General features: G+C 57.2%; 11 protein-coding genes. 6 read left to right on the top strand and 5 right to left on the bottom strand.

Annotation, left to right across the window (positions count from 1 at the left end; genetic code table 11):
- Window positions 1-73 precede the first annotated feature (73 nt).
- Entirely contained in the window at window positions 74-1,906 is a 1,833-nt protein-coding gene (locus ABIE64_RS09970) for an ATP-binding cassette domain-containing protein (RefSeq protein WP_037992270.1), read from the bottom strand.
- Window positions 1,907-2,035: 129 nt separating this feature from the next.
- Window positions 2,036-2,848: a TerB family tellurite resistance protein gene (locus ABIE64_RS09965; protein ID WP_354377316.1), complete on the bottom strand. Its 813-nt coding sequence runs from the start codon at window positions 2,846-2,848 to the stop codon at window positions 2,036-2,038.
- Window positions 2,849-3,215: 367 nt separating this feature from the next.
- Between ABIE64_RS09965 and ABIE64_RS09960 the strand changes: the two genes are divergently transcribed.
- Entirely contained in the window at window positions 3,216-5,180 is a 1,965-nt protein-coding gene (locus ABIE64_RS09960) for a methyl-accepting chemotaxis protein (RefSeq protein WP_354377315.1), read from the top strand.
- Between the two features lie 80 nt (window positions 5,181-5,260).
- Here the strand turns inward: ABIE64_RS09960 and ABIE64_RS09955 are convergent, their stop codons facing one another.
- Together ABIE64_RS09955 and ABIE64_RS09950 are read right to left on the bottom strand one after the other, a co-directional pair.
- Window positions 5,261-5,929: a glutathione S-transferase family protein gene (locus ABIE64_RS09955; protein WP_354377314.1), complete on the bottom strand. Its 669-nt coding sequence runs from the start codon at window positions 5,927-5,929 to the stop codon at window positions 5,261-5,263.
- Between the two features lie 95 nt (window positions 5,930-6,024).
- Complete coding sequence (locus ABIE64_RS09950; RefSeq protein WP_354377313.1) at window positions 6,025-6,945, bottom strand: LysR family transcriptional regulator; 921 nt, start codon at window positions 6,943-6,945, stop codon at window positions 6,025-6,027.
- A gap of 304 nt (window positions 6,946-7,249) precedes the next feature.
- On the opposite strand from ABIE64_RS09950, the gene ABIE64_RS09945 reads away from it, so the two are divergent.
- Complete coding sequence (locus ABIE64_RS09945; RefSeq protein ID WP_354377312.1) at window positions 7,250-7,774, top strand: winged helix DNA-binding protein; 525 nt, start codon at window positions 7,250-7,252, stop codon at window positions 7,772-7,774.
- 77 nt (window positions 7,775-7,851) lie between these two features.
- Here the strand turns inward: ABIE64_RS09945 and ABIE64_RS09940 are convergent, their stop codons facing one another.
- Window positions 7,852-8,601, bottom strand: coding sequence for an SDR family oxidoreductase (locus ABIE64_RS09940; protein WP_354377311.1), 750 nt, complete (start codon window positions 8,599-8,601; stop codon window positions 7,852-7,854).
- 260 nt (window positions 8,602-8,861) lie between these two features.
- On the opposite strand from ABIE64_RS09940, the gene ABIE64_RS09935 reads away from it, so the two are divergent.
- From ABIE64_RS09935 to ABIE64_RS09920, 4 genes are all read left to right on the top strand, one after another.
- Window positions 8,862-9,836 carry a TRAP transporter substrate-binding protein gene (locus tag ABIE64_RS09935; protein WP_354377310.1) on the top strand — a complete coding sequence of 325 codons (975 nt, stop codon included), beginning with the start codon at window positions 8,862-8,864 and terminating at the stop codon, window positions 9,834-9,836.
- A 139-nt stretch (window positions 9,837-9,975) separates the two neighbouring features.
- Window positions 9,976-10,488 carry a TRAP transporter small permease gene (locus ABIE64_RS09930; protein ID WP_354377309.1) on the top strand — a complete coding sequence of 171 codons (513 nt, stop codon included), beginning with the start codon at window positions 9,976-9,978 and terminating at the stop codon, window positions 10,486-10,488.
- A 10-nt stretch (window positions 10,489-10,498) separates the two neighbouring features.
- Window positions 10,499-11,800 (top strand): TRAP transporter large permease, encoded by a 1,302-nt coding sequence (locus ABIE64_RS09925; RefSeq protein WP_037992186.1) that lies wholly within the window; start codon window positions 10,499-10,501, stop codon window positions 11,798-11,800.
- Window positions 11,801-11,868: 68 nt separating this feature from the next.
- Window positions 11,869-15,534, top strand: coding sequence for a hydantoinase B/oxoprolinase family protein (locus ABIE64_RS09920; protein WP_354377308.1), 3,666 nt, complete (start codon window positions 11,869-11,871; stop codon window positions 15,532-15,534).
- Window positions 15,535-15,601: the final 67 nt, after the last annotated feature.

Genomic DNA, 15,601 nt, shown 5'->3' with positions numbered 1-15,601 from the left:
TCCGTCAGAAGATTACGGTTTCAGTCGAAAAGCTGCAAGTGGTGTGGCCAGCCTTTGGGCGGCGGTCCCGGGCTTATGACAGCCCGAGTTCCTCGCGCAGCATTTCGAGTTCGAGCCAGCGTTCTTCGCCCGCTTCGAGTTCGGCACGGGCCGCTGCCATGCGGTCGACCTTTTTCTGGAAGGCATCCGGGTCCTTGGTGAACAGGCTGCCATCCGAAAGGGCGGCTTCGATTTCGGCAATCTCGGCCTCAAGCTTGGCGATCTGGCCGGGCAGGTTGTCGTATTCGCGCTGGTCCTTATAGCTCATCTTGCCGGTTGGTTTGGGCTTGGCGGCCTGTGACGAGACGGATTTTTTGCCGCCCTTGCCCGATGTGCTGCCCAGCTTTTCCTCGGCGACAGCCGGGGCGGCGGACAGTTTGCGTTGGGCGATATAATCGGAATAGCCGCCGGGATATTCGGTGGCGATGCCGTTGCCTTCCATCACGATGGACGAGGTCACGACGCGATCAAGGAAATCACGGTCGTGGCTGACAAGAAGCAGGGTCCCTTCGTAGTCGGCCAGCATTTCCTGCAACAGATCAAGCGTATCCATATCCAGATCGTTGGTCGGTTCGTCCATGATCAGAAGGTTGGTCGGCTTGGCAAGCTGTTTGGCGAGAAGCAGACGGTTGCGTTCGCCACCCGACAGGGCACCGACAGGGCTGCGCGCCTGTTTTTCGTCGAACAGGAAATCGCGCAGATAGCTTACGACATGGCGCGGATTGCCGCGCACCATGACCTGGTCGCCGCCGATATCGCACAGCGTATCCCACAGGGTCATATTGTCATCAAGGGCCGCGCGTTTCTGATCGAAATAGCTGGCATTCAGATTGGTGCCGATCTTGATCGTGCCGCTATCGGGTTCAAGTTGCCCGGTCAGCATTTTAAGCAGGGTGGTTTTGCCCGCCCCGTTCGGGCCGATGATGCCGACCTTGTCGCCGCGCAGGATGCGGGTCGAGAAACCGGTCAGGATCGTTCTGTCGCCAAAGGATTTGGTGATGTCGGTGGCCTCGATCACGACCTTGCCCGATGTGCTGCCGGCGTCAGCCGCCAGCGACACATTGCCGATGCGTTCGATCTGCTGCGACCGGGTTTCGCGCATGTCCCACAGGCGGCGCAGACGGCCCTGGTTGCGTTTGCGACGCGCCGAGATGCCCTGCACGGACCAGACGGTTTCCTGGGCGATCAGTTTATCAAGCTTGGCGCGTTCTTCGGCTTCCTTGCGGAAGATTTCCTCGGACCATTCTTCGAATTTCGAGAAGTTCTGATCGGTGCGGTGCATGACGCCGCGATCAATCCACAGGATGCCGGTTGAAATCGCGTTCAGGAAGGCGCGGTCGTGCGAGATGACGACAACCGCACCGCGGAAGTTTTTGATTTCGCCCTCAAGCCATTCGATGGTCGGCAGGTCAAGATGGTTGGTCGGCTCGTCGAGCAGAAGGACCTGCGGATCGGCGATCAGAGCGCGCGCGATTGCCGCCCGGCGGCCTTCGCCGCCCGAGAGTTTGGTCGGGTCGGCCTGCGGATCGATATTGACCGAGTCCAGCAGCATATAGACGCGATAGGCATAATCGATTTCATGCTCGTCGAGCGCGGACAGAACATATTCCTCGACCGTCGCAAAGCCGTCGAATTTCGGTTCCTGATTGAGATAGGCGATCTTGCAGCCCGGCTGAACGAAGCGTTCGCCGCCATCGGCTTCGATTTCGCCAGCGATGATTTTAAGCAGGGTCGATTTCCCGCCGCCATTGCGCCCGACAAGGCACAGGCGATCCCGATCCCCGATGGCAAAGGAAACATCGGAAAACAGATCGTTGCCGCCAAAGGTCAGACGGATATCGTTTATATTGATCAGCGGTGGCGCCATGGAAAAACCGATAAGCTTGAGGTCATGAAAACTGGCCCCCTGCAAACCGCAAATCGCGGCATCTTGCAAGGGAAATCATTACATGCAGGGCAGGGGTGCGTCGCAAGTGGCTGTTATCAGGGCGTGACCCTAGCGGATATTGCGTTCCTTGCGGATCTGATCCCAGGCGGCATTGATGCGGGCCATCTTGTGATTTGCCTGTTCGATGAATTCGGGCGGCATGCCCTTGGCGATCAGGGTGTCGGGATGGTTTTCGCGCGACAGTTTGCGATGGGCGGCCTTGAGGTCATCGTCGCTGGCATCGCGGCCCAGCCCAAGCTGTTCATAGGGATCGGGGCCGCCGGGGCTGGTATAGGCGTGGTGCACGCGATCAAAATCAATATCGGCAAAGCCGAAAATGGTTGCGACCTTTTGCAGGAAGTCCTTTTCTGCCGGGTGCAGGGCACCATCGGCCAGCGCGATCTGATAAAGCGCTTCGAGGATGCCTTCGAGCAAAGCACGTTCGCCGCGGAACAGAAGGGCGATCTGCCGGGCGTAGGGTTCAAAGCCGTCGGATGACTTGCGCGCCATGTCAAACAGGCGACCGACATTCTTTTCCTCGCCGGGCGGGATGTGGAACACGCGCTTGAAGGCGTTGATTTCATCACGCGACACCACGCCATCGACCTTGGCCATCTTGGCCGAAAGCACGACAACGGCGGTGGCAAAGGCGACCTGACGCGCATCCTGCCCGCCGGGGAAGCTGCCCTGTGTACTGCCGCTATAGCCGCCAATGCGGGCGGTGCGGATATTGTGCTTGATCCTGTCGACGACATGACCGGCCGCCGCCCCCAGAATGGCGCCAAGCGGCCCGCCAAGGGCAAAGCCCGCAGTGCCGCCGATGATTTTACCCCAGATGCTCATACTTCTGATCAGGCTCTTGGTTGCGAAAAGGACATTCATTTATCGCCGTATCGGCCAGATGCCGACAGGCAAAGCGCATTAGATAGTACAGGTGAAGCAGGAAGCCAGTCTTTTCATTCAGGGAATCGTTGCAGTGTACCGGACGCGGTGGCGGCAGGGGGTAAATGTCGCGTCCTTTCAAGGGTCTGAGGCCTTGGCAAGTGGCGTCTTTCAGTCCGGCGTGCATCATTGTAACAAAACGGTAACCCAACCGGAGATGAAAAGGCACAGGTGCAGCCCAAGATAGCACTCATGCATCAGATGCAGGGCAATAGGGCGGAAAATGCGTGACCTACTATACTAAAGTGTATAGTACTACACCTAGGATTAGTATCCTGTTGAATATAAGTCTCTTGGGAGATTCGTAATGAGCTTTTTGTCGCGCATGAAGCTGATCTATCAGATTTCGTTGATAGGTTTCGCTGCGCTTTCTATTTTTGCGATCGTTGCCGTGGTCCTGTTTGTCGCGGATTATCAGCGTCAAACTGCGGAAATGACTGCTGAGGAAGCCGTCGATGACCGATTGATCGTTGACGGGATCACCCGGGAATTTCTGAACGCCCGGAGGCGTGAAAAAGACTTTCTGCTGCGGTTGGATGAAAAATACGCCGCCGACCATGCAGAAACAGTCACGATTGTTCAGGCCGGTTTGAAAAAGCTGGCCAATGATTCGGCCCTTGATCCGTTTGATGATGAAATTTCGTCCATCGAGACTTCGTTTGACAATTATGCCAATGAGTTCCAGACGATTGCCAATCTGCAACGCGAAATCGGTTTGGATGAAGAAAGCGGCCTGCTTGGCAGTCTGCGCGCGTCCGTTCACAATGTCGAGGAAGCGCTGGACCAGTACAAAGCCGACAAGCTGACAATCATCATGTTGATGATGCGCCGCCACGAGAAGGATTTCCTGGCGCGGATTGATCCGAAATATGTTGCGCGCATTGATGACCGTCTGGCGGAATTTGGTCCGGCATTGAGCGCCGCCGACAGTATTCCTGCTGCGGAAAAGCAAAAGATTGCCGATCTGATGAAATCCTATGTGACGGATTTCAAGGCGCTGGCGGCGGGTATCCTTCAGCGCGAGGAAGAATTGGGCAAGCTGAGCGACTATTACGCTGCGGCAGAACCGGTTCTGGAACAGCTTAGTGCCGATATAGCGGCCATCGCGGCCGCGAAGAAGGCAGAGGCAAACGCCATTTCGCAGCGTAGCCTGATCACGACGGTCGTGATGTTTGTTGTGGGGGCGTTGGCGTTGCTGGTGCTGTCCGTATTGCTGTCAAAAGCAATTGTGCGCGCGATCGCCGGACTGACGACAAAGATGACGCGGTTGGCGCATAACGACTTTGATGTCGACATCAATGAAGTCAATCGGGCCGACGAGATCGGCGAGATGGGCCGGGCGGTTCTGGTGTTCCGTGAAAACGGGATCGAACGTGTCAAGCTTGAGGCCGCCCAGCGCGAGGCGGATGAGCGCCGCCGTAAACGCCTGGAAACCCAGGAGCGGTATATCCGCGAGTTTGATCAGGCGGTGGTGGCCGTCATGGCCGAGGTTGGCGGTGCCGTTGACCAGCTGCATCAAGTGTCAAATGTGCTGCGCAAAAGTGCGGATACTGCGGCAAACCAGTCCCTGGCGGTGTCATCGGGGACCGAGGAAGCATCGGCGAATGTGCAGCTTGTCGCGACGGCGGCGACCGAGCTTGCGGCATCCATCAACGAGATTTCCGGTCAGGTCAGCGAAACATCGAACATGGCGCAATCAGCGACCGAGCGTGCGCGCCATACCAATGAAAACATTCAGGGGCTGAATGATGCGGCGCTCAAGATCGGGGAGGTCATTGGCCTGATCAGCGATATCGCCGGGCAGACCAACCTTCTGGCGCTTAACGCAACCATCGAGGCCGCCCGTGCGGGTGATGCCGGCAAGGGGTTTGCGGTTGTGGCAAGCGAGGTCAAGAACCTTGCCAATCAGACGGCCAAGGCCACCGATGAAATCACCACCCAGATTAACGGTATCCAGCAGGCGACCGGATTGGCGGTTGAGGCGATTGATGAAATCGTGCGGATGATTTCCGACATCAGCGAACGGGCATCGGCCGTTGCCGCCGCAGTCGAACAGCAGACGGTCGCGACCAGCGAGATTTCGCAGAATGTCGAACAGGCCGCCGCCGGGACCGAGGAAATATCCGCCGCCATGCAGGGCGTATCGGCAGCAGTCGCCGAAACCAATGTTGCCGCCAATGACGTGCATGGTTCGGCCGATAATCTTGGCACGCAAAGCGGTCATTTGCGCGGCCAGATTGACGGGTTCCTGGAACGCATGCGATCACTTTAAGCCGGAATGACATCTTTTCGTTGCGAAGATGGTTAGTCGGAGCGAGGCGTGTATCAATCATGCCTCGCTCCGTCTTTGCATCACAAGGTGATGTCGAGAGCGTTCAGGAAGGTATCCATCCGGTCATCCAGATCGCGTCTGGTTTCGGCCCATGCGGGAACGGTATCAAGAAGGCGTTGCTGCCACGCCGCAAGGTTTGGAAATGTGTTGAGCGGCAGCTTGGTGCGGTGCGCCTGCGAAAACGGTGCGGCAATATCAATGTCCGCCAGCGTCAGGCCGTTCCCCACGATGAAGGGACGGTCGGCGAGATGGGCATCGAGAACCGCAGCCGTCGCGCGGATTTTAGCCAGCGTAAGATTGACGATGGCGGTGTCTTCGGGCTTTCCCATCACCCGCCCGCCGACGCGTTCGTCGAATGTCAGCGTCGAAAAGATGCGCCACTGTTCGCCCGACCAGAACATCCATTGCAGAACTTCATAGCGTTCCTGTGACGTGGTGCCGAGAAGCGGGGAATTGACCTTGTCGGCAAGGTAGATGTTGATCGCCGAGGCTTCCCAGATGATGGTGCTGCCGTCCTGAAGCACCGGCGTCAGGCCGTGCGGGTTCAGCTTGAGAAACTCGGGCGTGTGGCTTTCGCCCTTAAAGAGATCGACATTCACGCGTTCGTAATCGACGCCCATGATTTTGGCGGCGGTAATGACGCGGCGAAGGCTTCCGGAGCCCAGATCACCATAGATTTTGACGGACATGATTTTCTCCTGATGGGGTAGTCATTTCGATGACGACGAGCCCATCAGGTAATTTATTCCATATCGGTCGACTAGAATGGTGTCATGAATAAAATTTATTCCGTATTGGAATTTTTGGTGATGCCGAATTTTGTCGCATTGACCTGCATTTCAATGAATTCAAGCAGTGCCCGGACCTTTGCGCCTGTCCGTCGCCCGGCAGGCATGACCGCCCAAAGATCAAGGTCGGGCATGGTCCAGTCCGTCAGGACTTCCTGTACGAGACCGTTATTGACCTCGGCCTCGAACATCCATTCTGTCGCGACGGAAAGCCCGGCCCCGGCAAGTACGGCGGAACGAACGCCTTCGGTGGCATTGATCCGTAATTTCGGATGTATGGAGACCGCCTTCGTGCCATGCAGGCCTTTAAAGGTGAAGCGGTCCCCACCTTCGCCTTGGGAAAGCGCGATGGTCGAATGGTCGGCAAGGTCTTCGGGCGTTTGCGGGGCCTGATGCCGGGCAAGATAGGATGTCGCGCCGACAACGATGCGCCTGCACCGGCCAATCCGTTTGGCGACAAGACCTGAATCATCAAGCTTTCCCATGCGCAGGGCGATGTCGATACCCTGTTCGATCAGGCCGATATTGCGGTCATCAAGATGAAGGGATATTTCGATCCCGGGATGCGCGTCAAGGAACTGGGGCAGCTTCGGGATGATGTATTGGCACATGAAGGTCAGTGTTCCGCTGAGGCGGATCTGACCCGAGAAATTAAGCGACTTCGTGCCAACCGTTGAAATCGCCTCGTTAACTTCCTCGACGACCTTGAGGGCATGTTCATAGAAAAGCCGACCTGATTCGGTTGGCGTTAACTGCCGTGTCGAGCGCAGGAACAAGGATACGCCGAGCTCCCGCTCCAGACCTGCGATTGCCTTGGAAACGGTCGATTGACCGACATCGAATGATTTCGCGGCAGCACTGAACGAGTTCGTGTCATAGACGCGCACGAAATAGCGCATTGATGTAAAAAGGTCCAAGTTCTGCGTTCCCCTTAACGTATCGGCCGTGGCCGAAACCGATGTTGCCGCATTGCTGTGGATGCTGTCGCCAAGAATATGTAGCGTTCCACTGACAATCCCGATACCCAAAGCGGCAATTTACGCGGTCAGATTGACGGGTTCCTGGAACGCATGCGATCACTTTGACGGTGAAATGTCGACATTAATGTGCAGCCCGGCCTTGTCCGGGCTGCTTTTTTTGCGATAAAATCCCGACAAAGCGTATAAGTGAATGCCGCAAAGCGCATCGCGAAAGTTAACAACGGGATTTCAGGAACGCCGCATGACCGACACACCACGGACCGACAAACCACGTATCGTATCATCGTCACATCTTGTTTCGGAACGCGCGGCCGAGCTTTCCGAGCTTGAATTTGCCCTGATCCTGTCGGGCAATGCGTTTAACCGCTGGATGGTGCGGTGCATGCGGGCGGCGGGCATGCCCGATGTTTCGGTTCTTGATATCCTTGTTCTGCATAACGTCAATTCACGCGAGCGGGAAAAGAGCCTGTCGGAGGTCTGTTTCGTTCTGAATGTCGAAGACAGCCATCTGGTCAATTACTCGCTTAAAAAACTGCGCAAGCTGGGGCTGGTTGACGGGATCAAGCGCGGCAAGGAAGTGCATTATTCGACGACCAAGGAAGGCCGCGAAATGTGCCAGAAATACCGTGACGTCCGCGAGGCCTGCCTGATCGAGACGTTCCAGCGGCTGGGTGTCAATCATGAGGAAGTCGGCGATGTGGCCAAGACGCTGCGCGCGATTTCGGGTGTTTATGATCAGGCATCGCGTGCGGCGAGTGCGATGTGATTGACTTCCAGAGTTTCTGAAGAGCAGACAAAGGGCAGCGCGATGGGTATCGGGGCTGCCTTTTTCATGTCTGCGTTTTAGGGCTGCGGCAGAAGGGTTCGGTTATGGGTCGGGGACATGATGATTTCGTTGAAGCAAACCCGTGCCGGGGCGGCGACGACATAGGCGACCATATCGGCCAGATCGTCGGGTTTTAGCATCAGGGCGCGTTCGTCTTCTTTGATCGGGACGGGGCGTTGGTCAAGGATCGGGGTGGCGACTTCGCCGGGGCTTATGCAGCAGCAGCGGATATTGTTGTGCATTTCTTCCTGATTGATGCTGTGTGACAGGTCGACAACGCCGCGTTTGGACGCGACATAGGCCGGGCCCGCGACGGGAAATTCATGCTTTGCCGCCCATGACGCGATATTGATGATCAACCCGTCCTGTTGATCACGCATGAAGGGCAGGGTTGCGCAAACCGTGTTCGCCACACCATTGAGATTGACCGCGACGATGCGGTGCCAGTCGGCAATATCAAGATCGCGCCAATGCCGTTTGGGGGTGTTCATGCCCGCACAATTGATCAGGACATTGATCGAGCCCATGGAATTTTTGATATTCCGGGCGGCATCAAGGACCTGATCGCTGTTGCTGATATCAAGCGGGTGGATTTCGACCTTGCCGCCCTCTGACGTGATTTCGTTTGCGACCTGCTGAAGTGTTTCTTCGCGCCGTGCGGACAGGGCGACATGCGCGCCCGCCGCGGCAAGCGATTTTGCGATTGCCTCGCCGATGCCGCTTCCGGCACCGGTAATCCAGACTGATTTCCCCGAAAGATCATGCACGGGCTTTCTCCCTGTTTGTTATTTGCGCGGAGCCTAGCACACGGCCATAAATCGAGGAATATCATATTGATGGCGCGCTCTGTCAGGGCGGGTTTGGGCACCATATCATGCTTAGTTTCCCGCATTATGCATATCAGCCATGAAATAACATTGACAATTTATCAGTAAAATGTGACCGTTCTGTTGGGAGGCTACTTCGGAGTCACGAGATGCGCGAAAAAATGCATGTCGGCCTCATCACACACAGGGAGACTTGACTGATGCTTAAAAAGGCACTTTCCACCGTCGCAGTTGCCGCAATCACGATGTCGGCCGGTTTTGCCATGGCCGCCGAAAAATGGGATATGGCGACCCCGTATCCGGACGCGACATTCCACACCCAGAACATCATCGAATTTGCCAAGGACGTGAAAGAAGCGACCGGCGGTGAGCTTGACATCACCGTTCACTCCGGTGGTTCGCTGTTCAAGCACCCGGACATCAAGCGTTCGGTGCAGCGCGGTCTGGTTCCGGCCGGTGAAACCCTGATTTCGCTTTTGTCGAATGAAGACCCGGTTTACGGCGTTGACGCGATCCCGTTCCTCGCGACCAGCTATGACGAAGCCAAAAAGCTTTGGGAAGCATCGCGCCCGGCGATTGAAGAAAAACTGGCCGGTGATGGCCTTAAGGTCCTTTATGCGGTCGCATGGCCGGCACAGGGTCTTTATACCGCCAAGCCCGTCAGCACGGTTGATGACCTTAAAGGCATGAAGTTCCGTGCCTATAACTCGGCAACGTCGAAACTGGCAGACCTGACCGGCATGGTCGGCACCCAGGTTGAAGTGCCGGAAATCCCGACCGCCTTTGCGACCGGCATTGTCGAAGCGATGATGACCTCGCCCTCGACCGGTGCGAATTCCAAGGCATGGGACTTTGTGCAGAATTTCTATGACGTTCAGGCATGGCTTCCGAAAAACATGGTGATCGTCAATGCCAAGGCATTTGACGGTCTGTCGCCGGAAGTGCAGAAAGCCGTCATGGACGCAGCCGCCAAAGCCGAAACGCGTGGCTGGGAAATGAGCATGGCCGAAACCGACGAGAAGAAAAAGGTTCTGGCCGATAACGGCATGAATGTTGCCGCACCGAGCGACGCGCTGAAATCCGGTCTGGCCAAGGTTGGCGAACAGATGGTTGCCGATTGGCAGGCAGAAGCCGGTGATACCGGGGCTGCCATCATCGACGCTTATAAAAAGTAAGCGACGAACCGACTTTTCCGATCCGGGTGAAGACGCCCGGATCGGGACGCCCCGCCGAAATTCATGATATGACTGTCCGAAGGGTCCTGACCCTTGTTAGCCACCACTGGGAAATCCCGCGGGCGGAAAGGGGACTGCTGTGCGCAGATCATTAGATTATTTGTTCAAATTCAGTGCGGGGTTAGCAGCCATTTTTCTGGTTGCCATCGCATTGCTGATCCTGGCCTCGTCGCTGGGCCGGTTTGTCGGAATTGCCGTGCATGATGCCAACGAGCTTGCCGGTTTCTCGCTTGCGGCGGGGACGTTCCTGGCACTTGGTCCGGCACTTCGGGCGGGCACCCATATCCGGGTTCTGATCGTGTTATCCCACCTTAAGGGCGGTTTGCGCCGGGTGGTTGAAAGTATCACTTTGGCGGCAGCAAGTTTCCTGGGCGGGTATTTTGCCTATTGGATGGCCGTGCTGGCCGAGGAAAGTTTTTCATATGGCGATACGTCGCCCGGTGTTCTGGCCTTTCCGCTTTGGATACCGCAGGCCGCCATGGCGTTCGGGCCGATTGTTTTTACCATCGCCATGCTTGAAGCATTGTTTGATGTGGCGCGCGGTCGTGCGCCCGTCTTTGCCACGCGCGAAACCAGCGAACTGACGGAATAGGGGGACGGTCATGGAAGTACTTGAAATCGGCCTGATCCTTATGGGGTTGATGTTCCTGTTTCTGGGGGCGGGGCTTTGGGTGGCATTGTCGTTATTTGCGGTTGGTGTCATCGGACTTGAATTCTTTACCAGCGCGCAGACCGGACCGATCATTGCGACGACCGCGTGGTCGGGGCTGGCAAGCTGGTCGCTGGCACCGCTGCCGCTGTTTATCTGGATGGGGGAAATCCTGTTTAGGTCGCGGCTGTCCGAGGACATGTTCACCGGTCTTGCGCCGTGGCTGAACAAGCTTCCGGGGCGGTTGTTGCATGTCAATATTCTGGGCTGCGGCATTTTTGCCGCCGTATCGGGTTCGTCGGCGGCGACGGCGGCCACGATTGGCCGGATGTCGATCCCGGAACTGCGCAAGCAGGGCTATGCCGACCGGCTGATCCTTGGCACGCTGGCCGGTTCCGGCACGCTTGGGCTTCTGATCCCGCCCTCGATCATCCTGATCGTGTATGGCGTTTCGGCGGAGCTTTCGATTGCGCGTCTGTTTATTGCCGGCATTCTGCCCGGTGCGATGCTGATCATCCTGTTCATGGGCTTTGTCATGATCTGGGCGACGGCGAACAAGGACAAGATGCCGCCTGCCGGGCCGGATATGGGCTTTATGGAAAAGGTCCGGGCATCTGGCCGCCTGATCCCGGTGATCGTGCTGATTGCCAGCGTGATCGGGTCGATCTATGGCGGGATTGCTACCCCGACGGAGGCCGCGGCCTTTGGTGTCGTCGGTGCGCTGATCCTGTCGGCCATCAGCGGGTCGCTGAACCGGGCAAGCTTTATCGATGGCCTGATGGGGGCGACGCGCACATCGTGCATGATCGGTTTCATCCTTGCCGGGGCGGCGGTTTTGACCGTCACCATGGGCTTTACCGGCATTCCGCGCGAGCTTGCGGCATGGATCGCGGAAATGAACCTTTCGCCCTATGCGCTTCTCGCGGCACTGACGGTGTTCTTTATCGTGCTGGGCTGCTTCCTTGACGGGATTTCGGTGGTGGTTCTGACCACCTCGGTGATCCTGCCGATGGTGCAGGCCGCCGGGATCGATCTTTTGTGGTTTGGCATCTATGTGGTGCTGGTGGTCGAAATGTCGCAGATCACCCCGCCGGTCGGTTTCAATCTTTTTGTTCTGCAAGGGCTTACGGGCAAAAACCTGTTTTCCATTGCACGGGCTTCCCTGCCGTTCTTCTTCCTGCTTTTGCTGGCGGTTTTGCTGATTACGGTCTTCCCCGAAATCGCCACCTGGCTTCCGCAGAAAATGAACGGCTGACCCGCGCCGTTTAACGGTCGGCGCATTCGCAAGATTTGTTTGAATACGATGCTGAAGGAGTAAGCATCATGGCTTCGCACACCCAAAATTCGCCCGCTTCGCAGACTACTGATCAGACCACTGACCAGACCACCGGACAGCCGAAATGGCAGTTCTGGATCGACCGTGGCGGTACCTTTACCGATATTGTCGCGCGCAAGCCCGATGGCAGCCTTCTGACGCACAAGCTGCTGTCGGAAAACCCGGAACGTTATGCCGATGCCGCCATTCAGGGCATTCGCGAGCTGCTTGACGTTCCGGCGGGCGAGAAAATCCCGGCTGAGAAAATCGAAGCCGTCAAGATGGGCACGACGGTTGCGACCAATGCGCTTCTGGAACGCAAAGGCGACCGCACGGTTCTGGTGACCACGACCGGTTTCCGCGATGCGTTGCGCATTGCCTATCAGAACCGCCCGAAGCTGTTTGATCGCAATATCAGGCTGCCGGAAATGCTGTATGAGCGCGTGATCGAGGCGGATGGCCGCTTTGACGCGCAGGGCGCGGAACTGACAGCCCTTGATCGTGAGAACCTTCGCCGTGACTTGCAGGCCGCCTTTGATGACGGCATCCGGGCATGTGCCATCGTGTTCATGCATGGCTATCGTTATACCGCCCATGAAAATGCAGCCGCCGAAATCGCACGTGACATCGGCTTTACCCAGGTATCGGTCAGCAATCAGGTCAGTCCGTTGATGAAACTGGTGTCGCGCGGCGATACCACGGTTGTTGATGCCTATCTGTCGCCGATCCTGCGCCGGTATGTTGATCAGGTTGCGGGCGAGCTTGGCGGTGTGAAGCTGATGTTCATGCAGTCCAATGGCGGGTTGACCGATGCCGCCAAGTTCCAGGGCAAGGATGCGATATTGTCCGGCCCGGCGGGCGGTGTTGTCGGCATGGTGCGGACCGCGGAAATGGATGGCTTTAATCAGGTCATCGGTTTTGATATGGGCGGCACATCGACCGACGTTTCGCATTATGACGGCGAATATGAACGCGATTTCGAAACCCAGGTTGCCGGTGTGCGCATGCGCGCACCGATGATGAAAATCCATACGGTTGCGGCCGGTGGCGGGTCGATCCTGCATTTCGATGGCGCGCGTTTCCGCGTTGGCCCGGACAGTGCCGGTGCCAATCCCGGACCGGCGGCCTATCGCCGTGGCGGGCCGCTTGCCGTGACCGATATCAATGTCATGCTGGGCAAGGTTCAGCCGGAATTCTTCCCGAATGTGTTTGGCCCCGAAGGCAACGAGCCGCTTGACGCGGATGCGGTCAAGGCGGGCTTTGCCGACATGGCGCTCAAGATCAAGGAAGCCACCGGTCAGGTCCGCACGCCTGAAGAAGTCGCCGAAGGGTTCCTTCGCATCGCGGTTGAAAACATGGCCAACGCGATCAAGCAGATTTCGGTTCAGCGCGGCTATGACGTGACCGATTACATTCTGCAATGCTTTGGCGGGGCCGGCGGGCAGCATGCCTGCCAGGTGGCTGATACGCTGGGCATGACGCGCGTATTTGTCCATCCGTTTGCCGGTGTTCTGTCGGCCTATGGCATGGGGCTTGCCGATATCCGCGCAATGCGCGAACAGGCGGTTGAGGCGAAGCTTGAAACGTCTGCCCTTGCCGGGCTTGATGAAAGCCTTGATGCGCTGGCACTTGAGGCGCGTGGCGAGCTGCATGAGCAGGGCATTGGGGATGCCAAGATCAGCATGCTTAAAAAGCTGCATCTGCGTTATGACGGCACGGATAATCCGTTGATCGTTGATTTCGGTGATGTTGCCTCGATCAAGGCGCAGTTCGAAGAACAGCACAAGCAGCGTTACGGCTTTGTCATGGATGAAAAGCCGTTGGTGGTCGAGGCCGTCGCGGTCGAGGCGATTGGCGAAACCCAAGGCCTGCCCGATGCCGAAACCGAAGTTGCCAAGGACGGCGTCAGACCCGATCCGCTTGCCACCCGCAAGGTGGTGTTTGATGGCAAATCCGAAGATACGCCGTTCTATAAACGCGAAGATTTGAAACCCGGTGCCACCGTGCGCGGCCCGGCGGTGATTGTCGAGCCGGTCGGCACCACGGTGCTTGATCCGGGCTGGGAGGCCAAGGTCAATGGCCGGGATCACCTTGTGTTGACGCGTGTTGTGCCGTTGAAACGATCGGAAGCGATTGGCACGCAGGCCGATCCGGTGATGCTTGAGGTGTTCAACAACCTGTTCATGAATATCGCCGAACAGATGGGGGTCACGCTTGCCAACACGTCCTATTCGGTCAACATCAAGGAACGGCTTGATTTTTCGTGCGCGCTGTTTGATCAGGAAGGTCTTCTGATTGCCAACGCACCGCATATGCCGGTTCATCTTGGATCGATGGGTGAGTCTGTTCGGGCTGTCATGGAAAACAATGCTGGGAAAATGAAATCCGGCGATGTTTATATGCTCAACGATCCCTATAACGGCGGGACGCACCTGCCCGATATTACCTTGATCACGCCGGTCTTTGGCGATGATGGCAAGGAAATCCTGTTCTATGTCGCATCGCGTGGCCACCATGCCGATGTTGGCGGGATCACCCCGGGCTCGATGGCACCAAATTCCCGTATTCTTGAGGAAGAAGGCGTTCTGATCGACAATTTCAAACTGGTTGATCAGGGCAAATTTGACGAGGCCGGTTTGACCGCCCTTCTGGAAGGCGCGAAATATCCGGCGCGTAACCCCTATCAGAACATCGCCGATCTGCGCGCACAGATTGCCGCCAATGAAAAGGGCGTGCAGGAATTGCGCAAGATGGTCGATCACTTCGGGCTTGATGTTGTGCATGCCTATATGGGCCATGTGCAGGACAATGCCGAGGAAAGCGTTCGCCGTGTGATTGATGTGCTTAAAGACGGCGAGTTTGCTTACGAAATGGATAATGGCGCGGTGGTGAAAGCCAAGGTCACGATCCATAAGGAAACCCGTTCGGCCACGGTTGATTTCACCGGTACGTCCGATCAGCTTGATAACAACTTCAACGCCCCATCGGCAGTGACACGGGCGGCGGTTCTTTATGTCTTCAGAACGCTTGTTGATGATGACATTCCGCTGAATGCCGGGTGCCTGAAGCCGGTCAACCTGATCGTGCCGGAAGGATCGATGCTCAATCCGCGTTATCCGGCCGCCGTTGTTGCCGGGAACGTTGAAACATCGCAGCATGTCACCGATACGCTGTATGCCGCCCTTGGCGTGATGTCGGGTGCGCAGGGCACGATGAACAACTTCACCTGGGGCAATGATACGCACCAGTATTACGAAACCATCTGTGGCGGGACCGGTGCGGGCCCGGATTATGACGGGACGTCGGGTGTGCATTCGCACATGACGAACTCGCGCCTGACCGACCCGGAAGTCCTTGAATGGCGCTTCCCGGTTCTGCTGGAAAGCTTTGGCATCCGCAAAGGGTCCGGCGGGGCCGGCAAGCACAAGGGCGGGGACGGCACGGTTCGCCGGGTGCGCTTCCTTGAAGAAATGACCGCATCGATCCTGTCAAACCACCGTCGCGTGCCGGTTCAGGCCGTTGGCGGCGGGGAGCCGGGCAAGCTTGGCCGCAATGCGATCGAGCGCACCAACGGCACGGTCGAGGAACTTAAGGGTACGGATGGCGCCACAATGTATCCCGGTGATGTCTTCATCATCGAGACGCCGGGTGGCGGCGGTTACGGCAAAGCCTGATCATAACACTCAGAGCGACAGGACATTCGGGAACACCCGCCCCTCATCACGGGGTGTTCCCGACAGG

The organism is Thalassospira sp. MBR-102, assembly GCF_040549275.1.
In the GTDB taxonomy this organism is placed as follows: domain Bacteria; phylum Pseudomonadota; class Alphaproteobacteria; order Rhodospirillales; family Thalassospiraceae; genus Thalassospira; species Thalassospira xiamenensis.
This window is presented reverse-complemented; position numbering and strand designations above follow the sequence as displayed.